The sequence below is a fragment of the Neglectibacter timonensis genome, assembly GCF_900048895.1.
Classification (GTDB): domain Bacteria; phylum Bacillota; class Clostridia; order Oscillospirales; family Acutalibacteraceae; genus Acutalibacter; species Acutalibacter timonensis.
On the sequence record NZ_LT160640.1, the window covers coordinates 634,730 to 651,275 of the forward strand.

General features: G+C 47.3%; 14 protein-coding genes. 1 reads left to right on the top strand and 13 read right to left on the bottom strand.

Annotation, left to right across the window (positions count from 1 at the left end; all coding sequences use genetic code 11):
• Window positions 1–40: 40 nt before the first annotated feature.
• From BN3911_RS11900 to BN3911_RS17625, 12 genes are all read right to left on the bottom strand, one after another.
• Window positions 41–1,039 (bottom strand): DUF624 domain-containing protein, encoded by a 999-nt coding sequence (locus BN3911_RS11900; RefSeq protein ID WP_066865935.1) that lies wholly within the window; start codon window positions 1,037–1,039, stop codon window positions 41–43.
• A 35-nt stretch (window positions 1,040–1,074) separates the two neighbouring features.
• Complete coding sequence (locus BN3911_RS11905; RefSeq protein WP_066865941.1) at window positions 1,075–1,965, bottom strand: site-specific tyrosine recombinase; 891 nt, start codon at window positions 1,963–1,965, stop codon at window positions 1,075–1,077.
• Between the two features lie 15 nt (window positions 1,966–1,980).
• Window positions 1,981–2,616: a stage II sporulation protein M gene (locus BN3911_RS11910; protein ID WP_187127740.1), complete on the bottom strand. Its 636-nt coding sequence runs from the start codon at window positions 2,614–2,616 to the stop codon at window positions 1,981–1,983.
• 608 nt (window positions 2,617–3,224) lie between these two features.
• Window positions 3,225–3,602 (bottom strand): TIGR04086 family membrane protein, encoded by a 378-nt coding sequence (locus BN3911_RS11915; RefSeq protein WP_066865947.1) that lies wholly within the window; start codon window positions 3,600–3,602, stop codon window positions 3,225–3,227.
• 87 nt (window positions 3,603–3,689) lie between these two features.
• The gene (gene yajC / locus BN3911_RS11920) at window positions 3,690–4,025 is read right to left on the bottom strand and encodes a preprotein translocase subunit YajC (protein WP_242871121.1); all 336 of its coding nucleotides are present in this window, start codon (window positions 4,023–4,025) and stop codon (window positions 3,690–3,692) included.
• Between the two features lie 96 nt (window positions 4,026–4,121).
• Complete coding sequence (gene tgt, locus BN3911_RS11925; protein ID WP_066865950.1) at window positions 4,122–5,252, bottom strand: tRNA guanosine(34) transglycosylase Tgt; 1,131 nt, start codon at window positions 5,250–5,252, stop codon at window positions 4,122–4,124.
• A gap of 287 nt (window positions 5,253–5,539) precedes the next feature.
• Complete coding sequence (locus BN3911_RS11930; RefSeq protein ID WP_066865953.1) at window positions 5,540–6,577, bottom strand: NAD(P)H-dependent amine dehydrogenase family protein; 1,038 nt, start codon at window positions 6,575–6,577, stop codon at window positions 5,540–5,542.
• A 519-nt stretch (window positions 6,578–7,096) separates the two neighbouring features.
• Window positions 7,097–8,302 (bottom strand): GGDEF domain-containing protein, encoded by a 1,206-nt coding sequence (locus BN3911_RS11935; protein WP_066865955.1) that lies wholly within the window; start codon window positions 8,300–8,302, stop codon window positions 7,097–7,099.
• 16 nt (window positions 8,303–8,318) lie between these two features.
• On the bottom strand, window positions 8,319–9,521 hold the full coding sequence (locus BN3911_RS11940; protein WP_066865958.1) for a GGDEF domain-containing protein: 1,203 nt from the start codon (window positions 9,519–9,521) through the stop codon (window positions 8,319–8,321).
• 195 nt (window positions 9,522–9,716) lie between these two features.
• Window positions 9,717–11,387, bottom strand: coding sequence for a two-component system response regulator (locus tag BN3911_RS11945; RefSeq protein ID WP_066865961.1), 1,671 nt, complete (start codon window positions 11,385–11,387; stop codon window positions 9,717–9,719).
• A gap of 441 nt (window positions 11,388–11,828) precedes the next feature.
• Window positions 11,829–12,068 (bottom strand): hypothetical protein, encoded by a 240-nt coding sequence (locus BN3911_RS17620; RefSeq protein WP_242871122.1) that lies wholly within the window; start codon window positions 12,066–12,068, stop codon window positions 11,829–11,831.
• 8 nt (window positions 12,069–12,076) lie between these two features.
• On the bottom strand, window positions 12,077–12,253 hold the full coding sequence (locus BN3911_RS17625) for a hypothetical protein (protein WP_242871123.1): 177 nt from the start codon (window positions 12,251–12,253) through the stop codon (window positions 12,077–12,079).
• A gap of 95 nt (window positions 12,254–12,348) precedes the next feature.
• Here BN3911_RS17625 and BN3911_RS17630 point away from each other — a divergent pair, with 95 nt between their 5' ends.
• The gene (locus BN3911_RS17630) at window positions 12,349–12,609 is read left to right on the top strand and encodes a hypothetical protein (protein WP_066865971.1); all 261 of its coding nucleotides are present in this window, start codon (window positions 12,349–12,351) and stop codon (window positions 12,607–12,609) included.
• A gap of 13 nt (window positions 12,610–12,622) precedes the next feature.
• On the opposite strand, the gene BN3911_RS11965 is transcribed toward BN3911_RS17630, so the two are convergent.
• Window positions 12,623–15,811: a PAS domain-containing hybrid sensor histidine kinase/response regulator gene (locus BN3911_RS11965; protein ID WP_242871124.1), complete on the bottom strand. Its 3,189-nt coding sequence runs from the start codon at window positions 15,809–15,811 to the stop codon at window positions 12,623–12,625.
• Window positions 15,812–16,546: the final 735 nt, after the last annotated feature.

A 16,546-nucleotide genomic window follows, 5' to 3' on the forward strand; every position in this document is an offset into this window, starting at 1 on the left:
AAATCCGACCACCTGAATCAAATCAGGCGGCCGGATTTTTTTACTTATCGTCTTCTTTTAATTCGGATTTGTGCACTAGTTTTCCGTTCACGTAAACAAACTTGTCCTCGTCTTCTTCCTCTTCCTCAATAGAATCTGGAGCAAACAGGCCAGAAAACTCTTCTTTGATTTCCGGCTTCTCTCCCCCACTCTTTTCTTCTTCCAACTTTTTCTGATAAGGCTGAATCAGGAAGCGGTCGATTAGAGGATAAACCGTGAAATTGATCAAAAAGCTAATCAATGCAAAAACCAGGAACAGATACAAGAACAATGCAATTAACAAGGTGAGCCCCATGATGGGCACATACATGATAATGACAAAGAGCAATCCGCCAAATAAAACGGTTAAAAGCAAATTCCGGAATAAACCCGCTAGAGAAAAAATAAATGCATTTTTATAGGCTTGACGGAATTTCAAATCAAAAGTCACAAACATAACCGGCAGGTAATACTGAGCAAAGACAAAGAGAACTGACAGCACCAGACATAACCCCAGTGGAATGTAAAATATCCCCTCCGAAGCAGAACGGGTATAATAATAGAGAATAGAAAAGCTGAGGATGACATAGGCCAGATAGCAAACAATACCATTGAGCAAAAACAGCTTCCAATTGTTCTTTACCGAAGCCCAAAAGTCAGACCACACGAAAGCATGTTCTTCTCTTGCAAAATTTCGCGTTACAAACGTCAGGCCAGCCAAAAAAGGAGAGAGCAAAACGAGTGGAAACGGAACCGCATACATGGCCCAAGCATCTAACTGCAGCACCCCGTCCGCCATCGGCAGCTGAAGCATAAAATGGGTCGGAAATAAGTAAATCAGCACCATCAGTGCAACAGCCACTGTTGCCGGGATTGCAAAAATCAAATTGAGCTGCACCAGCTTTGTGAATTTTCTGAGAAAAATCTCAAAAAATCGAACCGGGGCGGCCTTTTGAGGCTCGTCCTTATTTACGCCGGGACCCGGCTTGTCATAGTTTCCAAAAATACCTAAAAATGCCAAAAATGACCAACTCCATTTTTTTAATTTTCCTATTGCTAACCCAATTTAGCCTTGGGATGGCAGTCATTATAAACTTGCTTTACGTGACTGTCCAGAAGCTGTACATAAACCTGAGTAGACGAAATATCCGCATGTCCCATCATCGTCTGAATATCCTTGACAGAGGCGCCATTTTCTAAAAGATGTAAGGCAAAGGAATGCCGAAGTGTGTGAGGTGTAATTTCCTTTGTAATGCCGGCTTCTATGGCGTAACCCTTTACAATTTTCCAAAACCCCTGTCTAGTCAGCCGCCCGCCATTGAGGTTGACAAACAACGCGCTGCCGCTCTCAGGACCCGTAATCAGGCCGCGCATGCGGTAGATATAATCGGATACAGATACGACCGCAGAGGGGTAAACGGGAATAGAACGGACTCCTTTTGAGCCATGACAGTAGAGTACGCCAGAGCGCAGATTGATATCCTTTAAGTTCAGGTTGATCAATTCAGAAGCTCTGATGCCTGTGGCGTAAAGAAGTTCCAGCATAGCCTTGTCCCTACAGCCCTTCGGCTCCGTGATGTCCGGCTGCGCCAATAAAAGCTCAATTTCCTCTCCAGAGAGTACTTGAGGAAGCTTCTTTTCGGCTTTTTCCAATTTGATCCCTTTTGCCGGATTGTGATCCAACTGCCCTCTGAATATTAAGAATTTATAGAAACACCGTACAGAGGCCAGGTTCCTGGAGATCGTTGTAGGCGAACGTTTGAGTTCATGCAACCGGTCCACATATTTCTGAATCACCTCTTCATCTGCGTCTTGAGGAGCAGTTCCTATCCCAGAAAGATACTCCAAAAAAAACATGGTATCCCGGAGATAAGATTCCCGCGTGTTTGCAGAATTAGCTTTTTGATTTGTAAGATATTCGCTGAACATGGAATAATAATCGTTCATGCCCTTACCCACCCTCTACGGAAGAAATACCGAATACAGCGCAACAGGCAAACTGCCCACCAGCGCTAACGCCACCGCAAAAACCAAAGCTGTCAGAAAATCATAACAAAACTTTTTAAAGTTCAAAGTGTCCGATTTTGATGACAAGCTCTTTTTCGCTAAGCGTTCGGAAAATACCAGTGCTTGAACCGCAAATAAAAGCAAAAGTACAGATGCAGCAGCCGCAGCCGGCGTATATAATAAAACGCATTCTGCCAAACCATGATATCCATTCGCAGATAGGAAGGATATCACCCCAATCCCGACAGCCACACCCTTGAGAAAGACAAAGGCCGGAACCGCAAATACCCCAAATACGGTCAAACCGCACAGGAAAAGGATCATAAGGCAGAGCAGCGTATTCAATAAAAGAGTGGAAAAACAGGAAAAAATCCCATATTCAGGAACTGGAATTCCGGAAAACAACAAAGGCAAAACTGATTTATCTTGAAATGCTTTTGCACAAGTGGAGAGGATTGCCCCACAAGCAACCCCTGCCAGTAAAGAAAGTGAAAGAAGGATTACCGCCCTTTTTTTAACAAGACCGTTAACCACAAAAAAAGAGTCTTGTTTGGAATCGGTATCCATATGAGACGGAACAACGTATTTCACAGCAATCACATCCGTATCAAGAATAAAGGACACGGCTCATACTATGAAAAAAAGAAACAAGCTATTCCACCCTCGTCTCTCACACAGTTGGGAATCACCGACTGTTTTCAAACAAAAAGTGAATATACAATAAAATCTTATTGTTAACTCAGGTTTGCATTTCGCCAAAAAACGCGTCTCTAAATCAAAAACTAACAACCAGGAGAATTTATGAGACATCAGAACGGTTTTTAATCCTTTTTACGAATTAACCTTACCGAAAATTCGCAAAATATGCTATCTGTTTTTCTGGATAACAGCATATATTGAGTTTTTTCATCATCCGATTTCTTCAGGTTTTATCAGTGTTTCTCGAAAACCCAATTGAAATTTTCCCGATTTGCTCATGTTTTGTCAGCAATTCGCTCTCAAACCCTTGTAACTATATACTATAATACATAAAAAAGAATTTTTCAAGTCAAAGTCTCGAATATTTTTTCATTTTATCAAGAAACCTCTAAATTTTATGTATATTTTATTATGTAAACCAATGTATATTTTGGTTTTAGGGTTATGGAAAGTTGGTACGAATAAAAATACACACAGCTGAGCTGTGTGTATTTTTATCGTTAAAACTTGACTTTACTTTTCCTGTTCACGCCTAAAACTCCCCCCAATGCGCCGGAAATCAACACAGCAGCAGCCTTCCCCGCTCCCGCAGCTGTGAAATCATTCTGAAATACCAAGAATGAGACTAGCCCCGCGCAAAGTGCAAACAACAACCCGCTTAAGATTCCAAAGAGGATTCCTTTTTCCCGCAAATAAAGGGTGGAAAAAAGACTACCCAAAAAAACGGCAATACTGGCAGCAACCGTGGTCAAGACTGTTAACGACGCCTTGGGAAGGGAGGATGTCTTTGCAAAAATAAAGGACAGGATAGCCAACAAAAGAACACTGATAAAAAGCATCAGTCCAGCAGAGAGAATTGCAGCCTTAATTTTTTTCATAAAAAAGACCTCACAGCATCAGTATGGAACATACTATGCGCTGTAAGGCCAATTCATTCTGTATATTTCTGCATTGATAAGGCTTTTTTAGGTCTGATCATCCTCATGGACGGTATCCACACTGCCAATTGCCCATCTCTTGACACGAAGCTTAGCACGGTCGCTTCCCGTCTCAATAACAATAGAATCTGTCTCGTCCTTTACTGCAACGATCCGCCCACAGATTCCGCCGATGGTCGTGATTTCATCCCCTACCTGGGCATTCTTTCGCATGGCGGCTTCTTTTTTCTTCTTTTTGTTCTGAGGACGGAAAAAGATCAAGTAAAGCGCGCCGATAAAAACAGCATAGACAAGAAGCATTATGATCAGGCTGAAACCGCCGCCCTGCTGTTCCGCTGTGGTCAAGGTCATCATTTGATTCATTTAAAGTTGCACCTCCGAGTTAATGTTTTGATTATATCAAAAATGAAAAAAACATTCAAGTAATTCTCTCGTTTTTCCGATTTATTTATTAGAGCCTCAAATTCTTTTTCCCAGAGGTTCACGGTTTGACCTGTAAAACTCTTCATAGTTTCCAGCGTCCAGCGCATTCCGGATCTTCTTCATCAGGTTATTGTAAAAATAAAGATTGTGCATGACAGTCAAACGCATCGCCAGCATTTCCCCCGCCTTAAATAAATGGTGAAGATAGGCACGGCTGAAACCTCTGCAAGTGGGACAATCGCAATTTTCGTCCAGCGGCGCCTCATCGAGTTCATACTTGGCATTCAGCAAATTGCGGCATCCCAAAGAGGTAAAGGCATGTCCATGCCGGGCATTTCGGCTAGGCATTACACAGTCAAATAAATCCACTCCGCGATGAACTGCCTCTAATATATTTGCAGGAGTGCCGACCCCCATTAAATACCGAATTTTATTCCGCGGCATATATGGTTCTACCGTTTCGATGATCCGGTACATCTCATGAGTAGGCTCCCCTACCGCCAAGCCTCCAATGGCATAGCCATCCAGGTCCATCTCAGCAATGTTCTTCATATGCTCCACTCTTAAATCTTCAAAAGTACACCCTTGATTGATCCCGAAAAGGAGCTGCTGCGGATTAATAGTTCCTTCTGCCGCATTCAGGCGTTTCATTTCTGTTTTGCACCGTTCCAGCCATCGCGTCGTCCGTTCACAGGAAGCTTTGGCATATCCGTACTCTGCCGGATTTTCAACGCATTCGTCGAATGCCATTGCAATAGTAGACCCAAGATTTGACTGGATGCGCATACTCTCCTCAGGTCCCATAAAAATTTTATGCCCGTCAATATGGGAAGCAAATGTCACACCAGCTTCTGTAATATTCCGCAGTTTCGCCAGAGAAAAGACTTGAAATCCACCGCTGTCCGTAAGCACAGGGCCCGACCAGCGAGTAAAATCCCGAATTCCCCCGAGTTTTTTTACCGTTTCATCACCGGGACGGAGATGAAGGTGATAAGTATTGCACAGTTGAACCTGACAGTCCAGATTCTTGAGATCGTAGGCGGAGACAGCGCCTTTGATCGCTCCGGCAGTGGCAACATTCATAAATGCAGGAGTCTGGACAGTTCCATGTACTGTTTGGAATTCTCCACGCCGTGCGCTGCCTTCCTGTTTTAATAATCGATACATGCATATTTCCTTTCCTTGTCAGAAAAATTGCTGCTTCAAAAAGCGAGCGGTGCTGAAGAGGATCCCTCTAAGCACCGCTTTTCTATATTTTATAAGCTCTGAAATAGAAAGTCAACCCTGAAATAATCGTCTTCTTTCACTGTGTCTGCCAAGATACCGCAAATAAGCCTGAAAAACACATTTTTCTGATCAAAATAACGCTCTCCCTTGTAACGGCAGATCTTCTTTTTTTATCTGCCTAAAAAGGAGAGCATTTTTTCTATCTTTCTTTAAAACTCATATTTTCCTTACTCAACATACATGTGCATGGGCCAAGTGAGATAACCTGCTTCATCCAGCTTTTCTGCTGTGATAAAGCCAGCCGGAGCATTTAAAATATCTGGGATACGATTTACCAAAGTTGCGCAGGTATGCGCAGGCGTATCCGGTTTAACTACATGAAATTCCGTAGTAGGTTCTCCGACAATTTTCCAATCGCACATATCTCCGTCATCAGGGCCGTAGACCTTGCCGATGCACTGCGTTTCGATAACCGGCCCCTGAAATGTTTCTGTGGTAACTACAGCGCTCATACCGATACAATTTCCCTTAGGAATCGTCACTCCCATTGTACCGCACCACAAATCAGAAGCGTAGAAATAGGGAATACATTTTTGACTGATGGATTTGATTGTGAGTCCCAGCTTATTGGCCAGCGCTTCATTGGAATTCCACACATAGGCTGGTTCCAGCGTTTCGGGATGGGCAATCTGCGCCTCGAACTCTTCGGGAGTTAGACCTACGCCATGCGCCTTTGCCAACGCAAGGCCATAATCCTCCACATTGTAACTGACTGCGCCTTCAATTTTCTGGATGCTGTGTATGCCTCCCGCCACTGAACCGATCATGTTTATCCAGAAGATGTCCTGCATTCCTGTACCGGTAATTGTGCACCCATTCTCCTTGGCCATTTTATCGAGGCGATTGGTAACCGCCGCAGAGGTGGTCCATGGATAAATCGCCTCTTCACAAGTGGTCACTACATTAATGCCGCGGGACAGGCAGCGTTCAAAATGCGGCAGCACATCTGTCATAAAGCTGAACAATGTCACTACGGCAATATCAGGATCGCATCCATCCAGAACAGCATCCGCATCTGAACAGATTGGCACATTTAATTTCACACCAAGCTCTGCAAAGTCACCAACGTCCTGGCCGATTATTTCTGGATTTGTATCAATGGCGCCCACAATTTCAGCACCCTTCTCATACAAATAACGCAGGATATATTTGCTCATTTTTCCGCATCCGTACTGTACAACACGAATTTTTTCCAAATTAATCATAACCAATTGTCATCCTTTCAATTGTCAGAATTTTTAACAGGCAACGTTGTTTTATGTTTTCACGATGGGGTACCCGAGACCTTAGAAAAAAACTGGCATTTAGTTCCGCTGTCAGAATAATCGCTAACGGTTCATACACAACATAGCTTACAATCGTTCCATTATTTAATATATTCCCAGAATCGGGTAATATATTCTTTTCCCTGTAGAATTCAGTAGATATGCCCCCCAAGCAAAGACCATGATAATCAGTTCTTCTGATGCAAGGAAGCATCCGCTTAGAGTACCAGACCGAGTATGTTCTCTTTTTCATCGTGTCTGCTTCCTGTGCTATTTTTGTAGCTGTCATTTAAAACTGCTTATCGTACACCGCTCGCCTTATAAACTGGTCTCCCTTTCTGCTTTCGCTCTTTTTTCCATCCAGTTTATTTTACTCCCTCCACAGGAGGCTTTTGTCCATTTTTGCTGGAGCAGTCTAATATGGAGACACTCTATTATTTGATTTATATGAGCCTACTTTCACTCCCGCACCGCGTGCTTTTGCCGTTTCTGCTCATACATCGCACGGTCTGCCCACTGGACCAACTCCCGCCAGTCAGGGACCTGCGTACTCTGTATCACGCCATAGCTGACAGACAAGGGATAGGCAAACCCATCCAAAGAACGGAGACTCTCGTTGATCACCTCCGCCCGTTGCACCACCCTGTCAGCGGGCAGCCCAACGAACAAAACCAAAAACTCATCGCCGCCATACCGGAACACCCAGTCACTGCCGCTTCGACAGGCGCGGTGAATTTGCTCCGCGACCGTTATAATGTAGCGGTCACCCTCTTCGTGGCCATACCGGTCATTGACGTTTTTGAGCCCGTCCAGGTCGAGAAAGCACAGGGTAAACCCGGTTTGCTGCTGTGTCATAGAGGCGAGAGTTTCGTCCGCCGCCTGCCGGTTCTGCAATCCGGTCAGAACGTCAAGGGAAGCCTGCTGGCGCAGCTGTTCCTCCTCTATTCTTCGCTTTTCCAGTTCCTGTTCCATCTGCCAGTTTTTCTCCCGGTAATCGCCCAGTTCACACACCCGCTTGGTATAGCGGGCGGCGATGTAAAAGCCGATGATGCAGAACAGACAAGACTTGAGGCTCCATAGTTTCAAAAGCAAATCATTCAGCGGTGTCGAATAGAGCAGCAGATTGATGAACAGATAAAAAAACAAACCACCCATCATCTCCAGTAAAAAGGACTGCTGTTTGGGATGCCGAAGAATCAGCCGAATCCGTTCCACTATGGCAGTCCGTTTCATGAACTGCAGAATAACGCCCGCCAACAAAAATCCCAAAAGGACCGGAATCCCTTTCTCATTGACGGCGCTGGACGTATGGTTGTCAAAGTTCTGCAGGGGCTGACTCAGAACAATGGCGACGATACTCCGGCAAATGATGGTAGTGGATAATCCATAGAGGATTCCCAGCAGCGTGCTAAATAGTGCACACCGTTTGTCTCCGTTGTCATATAGCAGAGTTTCGCCAAATAGTAGGAAAGCAAACAGAAACCAGTTGAGCACCAGAGGGAATTCCAGCACGCTACAGAGAATAAAAAACAGATAATTGATGACAAAACCGAGAAAGACCAGCCAGATACGCCGACACGGCTGTTCCTTCAACTTTTTCACCAGGGTAAAATACTGCCAGTGAAAATAAAAATAAGCGGCCGCCGTCAGCAGCAACAGTATCATGGCTGACCCTCCTTTCTCATGAACAAGACCTCATCTGTTTATCTTGGTACATGGCTTGGTCCGACCGGCGGAAAACCTCCTCCACGCTGTCATCAGGCGTTTGGGAAGCAGAGGTAACGCCAAAGCTGAAAGACAGAGGCGGACTGTACGCCTGTTCCATCCGGGTTCGGATCTCCTTCATCCGGGTTTCCGCCGTTTCCTGCGTACAACCTGGAAGCAGTACGACAAATTCATCCCCTCCAACCCTGGCAAAGACGTCTGGCTTACGAAGCCATGCGCCAAATTCCTGCGCGAATTTTACAAGGTAACAGTCACCGGCTTGATGCCCTTCCCGGTCGTTAATCTGTTTGAGATGGTCCAGGTCAATATAAACCAGAGAAAACAGCTCCTTCGACTGGAGCAGGAATGCTGTCTGCTCCATAGCGTAGCGTCTCGAAAAAACCCCGGTCAGCGCATCCACCGCACTTTTGTGGCGCAGCTCCGCCTCAGTCTGGTTCCGCTGTTCCAGCTTCTCCACCAAACCGCGGTGCTCCTCTTCCAGATATCGGACATGCAACAGTGTATACAGATGCCGGAGAAAGCGCACCAGGTAAAATTCCAGCAAAACTGTGCTTGCAATCAAAAAAACCGGCAGAAGTCTCCAGCTGATCGTGGCAATACACAGCACGCTGTCCATCAGTAGGAAGAGATTGCAGAACCAGAGGAACACCAGGAACGGCCGAGTCTCTTCGCTTTCCGATTGGGTATGCAGCACAGTGAGGAGCGTCTGCAAGCGAGGAAGCAAAAACGCGATCAGAATATTAATAATCAGTATGGAGCCGATGGTAGCAATCCGCCAAAACGGCTGCCATAAAAGCTTGTTCATCGGTGTCTGAGTAGCCAACGAGCACACGCCAATCAGGGTCATGTGCAGCGCGATGGTCGTCAGATGGGATATATTGATGATGAAAACCGCCTTCACACTGCTCAGTTTCGCTCCTGCCAGATGAGACAGCTTGCCCAGGAAGGTCAGGATATATAGCACCGGCAGGGGGATATTGGCGATTCCCCAAAGCGTGAACAGGAGCAATGGGGGCAGGATTTCCCGCAGCCATGCCCAAGCCGTATTTTTCTGCACATATCCCAATGCGGCTCTGGCGCGACGGCCCATAAGCCCATAGAGCAGCGATAGACCCACCGGAACCAGTAGGCCCCATCCGGTATAGATGATATAAGGCATTAGACTCCCTCCTTCCTGCATTTGAATGGATACCTCCATTCTCTTTTGCCCATGCAAATAAAGCAAAGTTCAACCGATTAGGAAAATAATTCATAATTGCTTCTCTCTACATCGGTTTACCGAATACGCCTTGTTTTATATCAAAGACACACATCCATAACCTGGTCCCCTGCCTTTGGAAAAAACAATCAATGCTTAAATGAGGTCGATTGGTCCTCTCATCAGCGTTTCAAATGCTTCACAGGGCATGGGCTTTGCAAAGTAATAACCCTGCCCATAATCGCAGCCAATTTCGCACAGCCGTTCCAGCTGCTCTTTTGTTTCCACGCCCTCCGCCACGACGCGCAGGCCCATGGTCCCGGCGATGGCCATGATATGTCGCAGGATGCCCTGGCTCTTGGGTTTCGTTGTTTCACTGCGGATGAACTGCATGTCGAGCTTTAAGATATCCAGTGACAGCTGATTGAGCATGTTGAGCGAGGAATAGCCGCTGCCGAAATCATCCATCTCAATCAGGAACCCCAACTTTTTCAAGGACTCCACGGCCTCAATGATTTGGCTGGGGTTTTCCGTGTAGGCGCTTTCGGTGATTTCCAGTGGGAGACGGGAAACGCCCAGCCCATACTTTTGGACCGTCTTTAGCAGAATATTCGTCAAATCCGCATTGTAGATATCGGCCCGGGATACGTTGACTGAGACGCTCAGCGGCGGATAGCCCTTGTTGTCCCATTGCCGCAGTACAGCGCAGGTTTTATCCCAGACAAATTGATCGAGCTTTGTGATAAAACCGTTTTTCTCAAACAACGGTATGAACGTTGTCGGAGATAAAAATCCCTGCTTTGGATGGTTCCAGCGCACCAGCGCCTCAGCGCCAGCCAGAACGCCATCCTGCAGCCGATACTTGGGTTGCAGGTAAACCTCAAATTGTTCTGAGGACAGTGCCGTGGTCATCTCGTTGGTGATGGTCTGCTCCCACAGCAGTTCTTCGCGCATTGCGTCGTCATAGACCGCAAAATGCTGGTCGTACCGCCCTTTGATGCTGTGGGCAGCCAGCAACGCCCTGTCGCACATCTGCTCAATGGGAACCGCCGTATCCTCTACGGCGTAAATCCCCCACTTCAACCCTACATTCTTTGCGCAGGATAGGTCGTTAATCCTGCAAATGATATTCGCAAATAAATCGTTCGTATAATTGAAGCCGTGCTCGATCATGCAGGCAAATTGATCGGCTCCAATCCGGCCGCAGATTCCCTTCCCTCCTGCGAATTCCTTGCAGATCTTTACAATTCCCTTTAGCAAACAGTCTCCGGCTTGAGTGCCGAAGACGTCGTTAACCAGCTTGAAATTTTCAACGTTGGAGCAGACGATGTCGTATTCCTTTTCCGGGGCTTCAACAAAGGTATCTTTTACCTGTTGATAAAAATATTCCTTGCTGTAAGCACCCGTCAGCTGGTCGTACCGCAGCTGGTTGACTATCGCTGCGGTTTCCCGCAAATGAATCAGGCCTGCGATCCGGTGTCGGATGATTTCCGGCCGGTAGGGCTTGGAGACGAAATCGGTCGCGCCATGAGCTAGCGCTTCCACCTCATCCTCCTCGCTGCTGCTTTGGGTCGTGACGACGACGGGAATCAAGGAACAGGCATCGTCCGCCTTGATCCGAGACAGAAAAGCATACCCGTTCATAATCGGCATGACAATATCCAACAGAATGAGAGAAATATCTCCCTCCTGTGCCTGCAGTATGCTCAGAGCTTCCTGTCCGTTCTCCGCCTCTAATATCTCATACTCCGGGAAGAGAATGTTTTTCAGCATCTCCCGGTTGAGCATGTTATCCTCCACTACCAGTATCTTTTTCTTCGCCATCATTCGCAATTCCTCTATCCTTGATTCGGTTCTTTTAAGGTTCCGCTTTTTACAAAGCAGCACCCTATCCTTTTGGACTCATCCACGGTAGGCGCCGCCGTTTTTGCTGGCATGGGCAGTTACGGCAGAGGTAATTTTCCGGAGGCGCTTACCGTCTCTTTATTTTGTTTTCTTCACGGCACAGTGACAAGCCCCGGGCAAAACAGGCGCCTGAAGCAGATGCTCTCTTTTTAGCAGTTCCAATAATTCTTCCGCCGGCATGGGCTTTGCGAAATAATAACCCTGCCCATACTCACATTGATATTGACACAGCAGCTTAATCTGTCTGCCAGAGATTGGGTTCCGGGCAGCTCTTTGCAAATCTGCATCACATTTTTCATGACAATACAGCTTTGGGCATTGCTACCCAGCTCCTCCACAAACGATTTATCAAATTCAATCTCTTTAAAGGCCAGTTTGGTCAATAAACTGCATAATTTCCGCCGAGCGACATAAGAAAGGATTCCTGCCGCGTTTAAATTTATCGTTCCATTCCATAATGTATTCCAGAGGGATCTTCTGCAGATTATCGATTTCCCTCGAGATGCCCGGAACACACCATTCAAACGTATTGGAAATCGTATCTTGTTCATATTCAAAAATATACGCCCGGTCAGCCGCATAAAAGTGGCCGATCAGTTCCAAAAATCGGTTCACCGCCACCGGTCCGGTTCTCCGGAGAGCGTCTGGATGCAGTCTACCAGGGTTTCCTCCACGGTCAAACGGCTGGAGACCCGGTCAAGCTGTTCTTTTTGCTCTGTGATATCGCGTGCGATTTCAAGCCGGCGGTCTTTTCCTTGGAACGATACCAACAGTTCTGTAATATCCATCCACTTTTGCAGCTTTTTGTTAAAATGCTCCCACCGGTAGGACTCGGTGGTCGACAGCTTGTCATTGGTGCAGAACGGGCAAGGGGGTTCCGGCCTTGGATCAGCTCATAACACTTTTTGCCATAACACTCCCTGGCATTCTTGAATCCGCACAGGGACGCCGCAGCCTGCGTCATATACAGGATATCATGAGTATCCGGGTCACTGGCATAGGCGATCAAATTTTACTGTTCCATAATCGTTCGCTCAAAAAGACATCCCGCACCGCATCCCTAATTCTTTTCTTAGGCTTTCAGCCCTTATATCCGAACCGAATCCAAAAACACGAAGATACATCTGAAGCGGGCGTGCTTTAAACACGTCAAATCCTTACAGCCACTTTTCCAGCACCAGCCGCAGCTGATCCATATCGATGGGCTTTGCCAAATGCCCGTTCATGCCCGCGTCCTTTGTCTTTTGCCGGTCGTCCGCAAAGGCGTTGGCCGTCATGGCGATGATCGGGAGCGTTTTCGCATCCTCCCTCTTCAGTGCACGGATATGTTCGGCCGCCGTACAGCCATCCATAACTGGCATCTGCATGTCCATAAAGATCAGGTCGTAGGTTCCGGCGGGCGCGTCTTTCACTAGGTTCACGGCGATTTGTCCATTTTCTGCCGTATCGACGGCCACACCGGTTTCCGATAGAATTTCCACAGCGATTTCTCGGTTCATGGCGTTGTCCTCCACCAGCAGGATCCGTCTACCCTCATATGACCCGCCGATCAGTGGCCCAGCCACCAGCCTTTCTTCTTCGGCGGCGCCGTTTATGAATTGCTTCAGCTTATAGGCGAGGCGGGACCGGAACAGTGGTTTGGTGATAAACCCATTTGCACCTGCCTCTTTAGCGGTTTCCATTTGCTCTGACAGATCATAGGCTGAAAGCATAATAATGGGCAGATCGTTTCCCACTTTCTCCCGGATCAGCCGGGTAGTCTCCACGCCATTCAGGTCCGGCATCCGGTAATCGAGAATGACCGCAAAATAATCCTGAAAAGCGGCGTGAGCCTCTACTACTTTGGCAAGAGCCGCCCGGCCGTCACCAACCCCTTCCGCTATCATTCCCAATTCCTCCAGCCGCTCACAGGTGTTGTCACAGACAACTACATCGTCATCCACCACCAGCACCGGCAAGCCGGCCAGCTCACCGTCGTCAATTTTTTCCTCCTGTACTTTGAGATAAACCGATACGATAAATTTGCTGCCCTTCCCGTATTCGCTTTCCACCTCGATTGTGCCGCCCATCTGTTCCGCAATTTTTTTACAGATAGAGAGCCCCAGTCCGGTGCCTTGGACCGCCTGGATTTTCACATCTTCCGCCCGTTCAAAAGGGTCGAACACATGGCTTAAGAATTCCGGTTTCATCCCGATCCCGGTATCCGAAACGATAAACTCATAATGCGCCGTATCCGTTCCACCGATGGGGTTTTCCCGGATTTCCAGTGAAACGCTTCCACCTTCGGACGTGTATTTTACCGCGTTCGACAGCAGGTTCATAACCAGCTGTTGCAGGCGCTGCACGTCGCTGACCACCGTCTCGTGGATGACGCCGCTGACGTAAGTGTTGAACCGGAGGCTTTTGTCCTGGAACAGCGGCTGCACCATAGTGACCACACCCTGCACCAGTTCCGCCAAGTTCACTTCCTCTTCCGCCAGCAGAATCTGGCCGCTTTCGACCTTGGACATGTCAAGCACTTCGTTGATCAGGTCAATCAGGAGTTTAGACGATACATCGATCTTCTGGAAACAGTCCATCACCCGTTCCGGGTTGTTTACGTACTTTTTGCCGATCTTGGTCATGCCCAGAACCGCGTTCATCGGCGTTCGAATATCGTGGCTCATCCGAGACAGGAAATCTGACTTGGCTCGGTTTGCGTGCTCTGCCGCCGTGAGCGCGTCCTGTAGGGCCGCTTTCTGCTCGGTCAGCTGCTTTTGCATTTCCCTCAGCTCGGTGACGTCGGTAGCGTCGATGAAAACCGTCAAATAGACCGGGTCATCAGCAATGGAATCGGTGCAGGTACTGCGGATCTGAAACCACCGCACCCTGTCATTCCGATCCTTCATGCGCAGCGTTCCCTCAAAAGGTTCGCCTTTTCGGAAACGCGGATGGTTCGCCTTGATGATCGCCCCGCTCTCTGGCTCCAAAGCGGCATATACGTCAAAGGACTCCAGATGATCCAGATCCACGTTGAAAACGTCCGTAATGCCATCGCTGGCGCCGATCATAACTATTTTGTCTTTTAGGATACGGTGCTTGACGATAAAGCCCGGGATATTGTCATACGCGACGGCCTTTTCCTGCTGAATCTGCATCAACTCCGTGACGTCGACCATAGTGGTGTAAGCCAATTGCATACCGTCCTGGTACTCATCCGTGAAAAAGCCCGTCATTTTGACCCAGTTGGTGGATCCATCGGGAAGCTTCAGAGGCACAAAAAGCTCGTAGCTCGTTTTGCCCGCCGCGTACATTTCCTCGATTCTACTATGGATTTTCTCCCAGCTGCCTTCGTTGGTCTTAAAATATTCGTCGCAGTGGTTGTGGAAGGCCGCTTCATATTCCTCCCGGGTATACCCAATCAGCTCATAATAAAAGTCGTTGGCCTCGACCACCGTGAAATGCTTGTCCACCAAATGGCGGCTGACGCTGACTTTCATGGCCTGCATCAGCATCTCCTGCTCGTTTTTCGTTTTGACCAGTTCCGTCACGTCGGTCATAACTGTGTACGAGGTACGACAGCCATCGATATATTCCTCCGTGAAATAGCTGAACAGCTTGACCCAATAGGTGGAGCCATCCTCATATTTCATGGGCACAATCAACTCATATTGATCGCCGCCCTGCGTCAGGACTTCGTTCACTTTTTGCGTCAGCAGTTCCCAGCCCTCAGGGTTGTTTCGATAGTATTCGTCAGGATGGTTATGAAACAATTTTTCATATTTTTCTTTGGAGTAACCGATAAGCCGGTAGTAATACTCATTGGCCCGCACGCAGGTATAGTGCTCATCGATGAGATGCTTGCTGACGCTGACGTTTAAGGCGCTCATGAGCATATCTTGCTCGTGAGTCAGCTTTTCAAACTCCTGCCGGGCCTGCATCATCTCGGTCACATCGGTCAAGGTAGTGTAGGCAACCCGGAGGCCGTCGATATACTCATCCGTAAAGGCCGCCTGGAGTTTCACCCAGTAGGCCCCCCTGTCGGGGTGGATAAGGGGCAGGTAAACAGAATTGCCATTTTCCCCTTTGACAAGGGCACCCATCACGGATTCCACCAGAAGCTGGAACCCTTCCGGATTATTATAGAAGTATTCATCCGGACGGTTATGAAATCTGGTATTAAATTCCTCTTGGGGGTAACCGATAAGGTCATAAAAAAAGTCGTTGGCCCAGATGAGCGTGAAATGCTCATCCAGCAAATGTTTGCTGACACTGACGCTAAGCAGGCGCATCAAGGTACTGTATTCATAATCTGCTGCTGCCTGTTTTTCCAGCCGCCGCTCTTTTTCTTCTGTTTCATTCAGCATTATTCTACACCTTCCCGATTTACGAGCCTATCGTATGTATACTGCAGCTTATCATAGAAGCCGCCGCTCCTTCTTGTTTTTCTGCCAGTAGCAGAGATACGGTCTCCGAACAGACATCGAACAAGGGATAACCCTAGGTTGCCCGACACGTCTTTTTAGAGTGCGTGCTGCCATCTGCACGGCCTTCCAGTTTTTAACCAGCAGCGCGGGATAGATCTTCCCATGGGTGGTGTCCAACAGAAATTTCAGCATAAACTTTTAGTACAGGACGCTGTTTCTGGAAAAATGGCGCAGCGCGCCCTCTGTATCCTCATCCGTTTCCTGCAGGGTTACAAGCCATGTCAGTTCCATCATAAAATAAGCTTCCCTTTCCTAAATTGGGGAATGGTATCGGCCTATTGCTCGGTTTTTGTTCCCCTACTATTGTAATGACCATCTTTGGAGTAAAAGTTACAAAATCTGTTTAAAATGGAATACGCGTTTCCTGTGTATGATTTTCTACCTTGATCATTACTTTATCAGTTTATTATAACGTGTCTGAACAACAAATGCAACATCCGTTCCATGTGTCAGGATAGATTTTCGTGTTCAACTGTGCTATACTTAATTACTAAAATAGTTGCCCGTCAGTGGGTTTGATTACAGTACACGGACGCAGAAATTTTTCTTAACAGCGAGACCTGAATCGCCTGAATTCGGATAAAAAGGCTTTTTGAATATTCCAATGGATGACGA

What these genes read in the sequence shown, in the direction of transcription:
- BN3911_RS17625 (WP_242871123.1), bottom strand. Translation starts at nt 12,253, where the DNA reads ATGGATATTACAGAACTGTTGGTATCGTTCCAAGGAAAAGACCGCCGG.
- tgt (WP_066865950.1), bottom strand. Translation starts at nt 5,252, where the DNA reads ATGTATCGATTATTAAAACAGGAAGGCAGCGCACGGCGTGGAGAATTC.
- BN3911_RS11930 (WP_066865953.1), bottom strand. Translation starts at nt 6,577, where the DNA reads ATGATTAATTTGGAAAAAATTCGTGTTGTACAGTACGGATGCGGAAAA.
- BN3911_RS11915 (WP_066865947.1), bottom strand. Translation starts at nt 3,602, where the DNA reads ATGAAAAAAATTAAGGCTGCAATTCTCTCTGCTGGACTGATGCTTTTT.
- yajC (WP_242871121.1), bottom strand. Translation starts at nt 4,025, where the DNA reads ATGAATCAAATGATGACCTTGACCACAGCGGAACAGCAGGGCGGCGGT.
- BN3911_RS11905 (WP_066865941.1), bottom strand. Translation starts at nt 1,965, where the DNA reads ATGAACGATTATTATTCCATGTTCAGCGAATATCTTACAAATCAAAAA.
- BN3911_RS11965 (WP_242871124.1), bottom strand. Translation starts at nt 15,811, where the DNA reads ATGCTGAATGAAACAGAAGAAAAAGAGCGGCGGCTGGAAAAACAGGCA.
- BN3911_RS11935 (WP_066865955.1), bottom strand. Translation starts at nt 8,302, where the DNA reads ATGATACTGTTGCTGCTGACGGCGGCCGCTTATTTTTATTTTCACTGG.
- BN3911_RS11945 (WP_066865961.1), bottom strand. Translation starts at nt 11,387, where the DNA reads ATGATGGCGAAGAAAAAGATACTGGTAGTGGAGGATAACATGCTCAAC.
- BN3911_RS11940 (WP_066865958.1), bottom strand. Translation starts at nt 9,521, where the DNA reads ATGCCTTATATCATCTATACCGGATGGGGCCTACTGGTTCCGGTGGGT.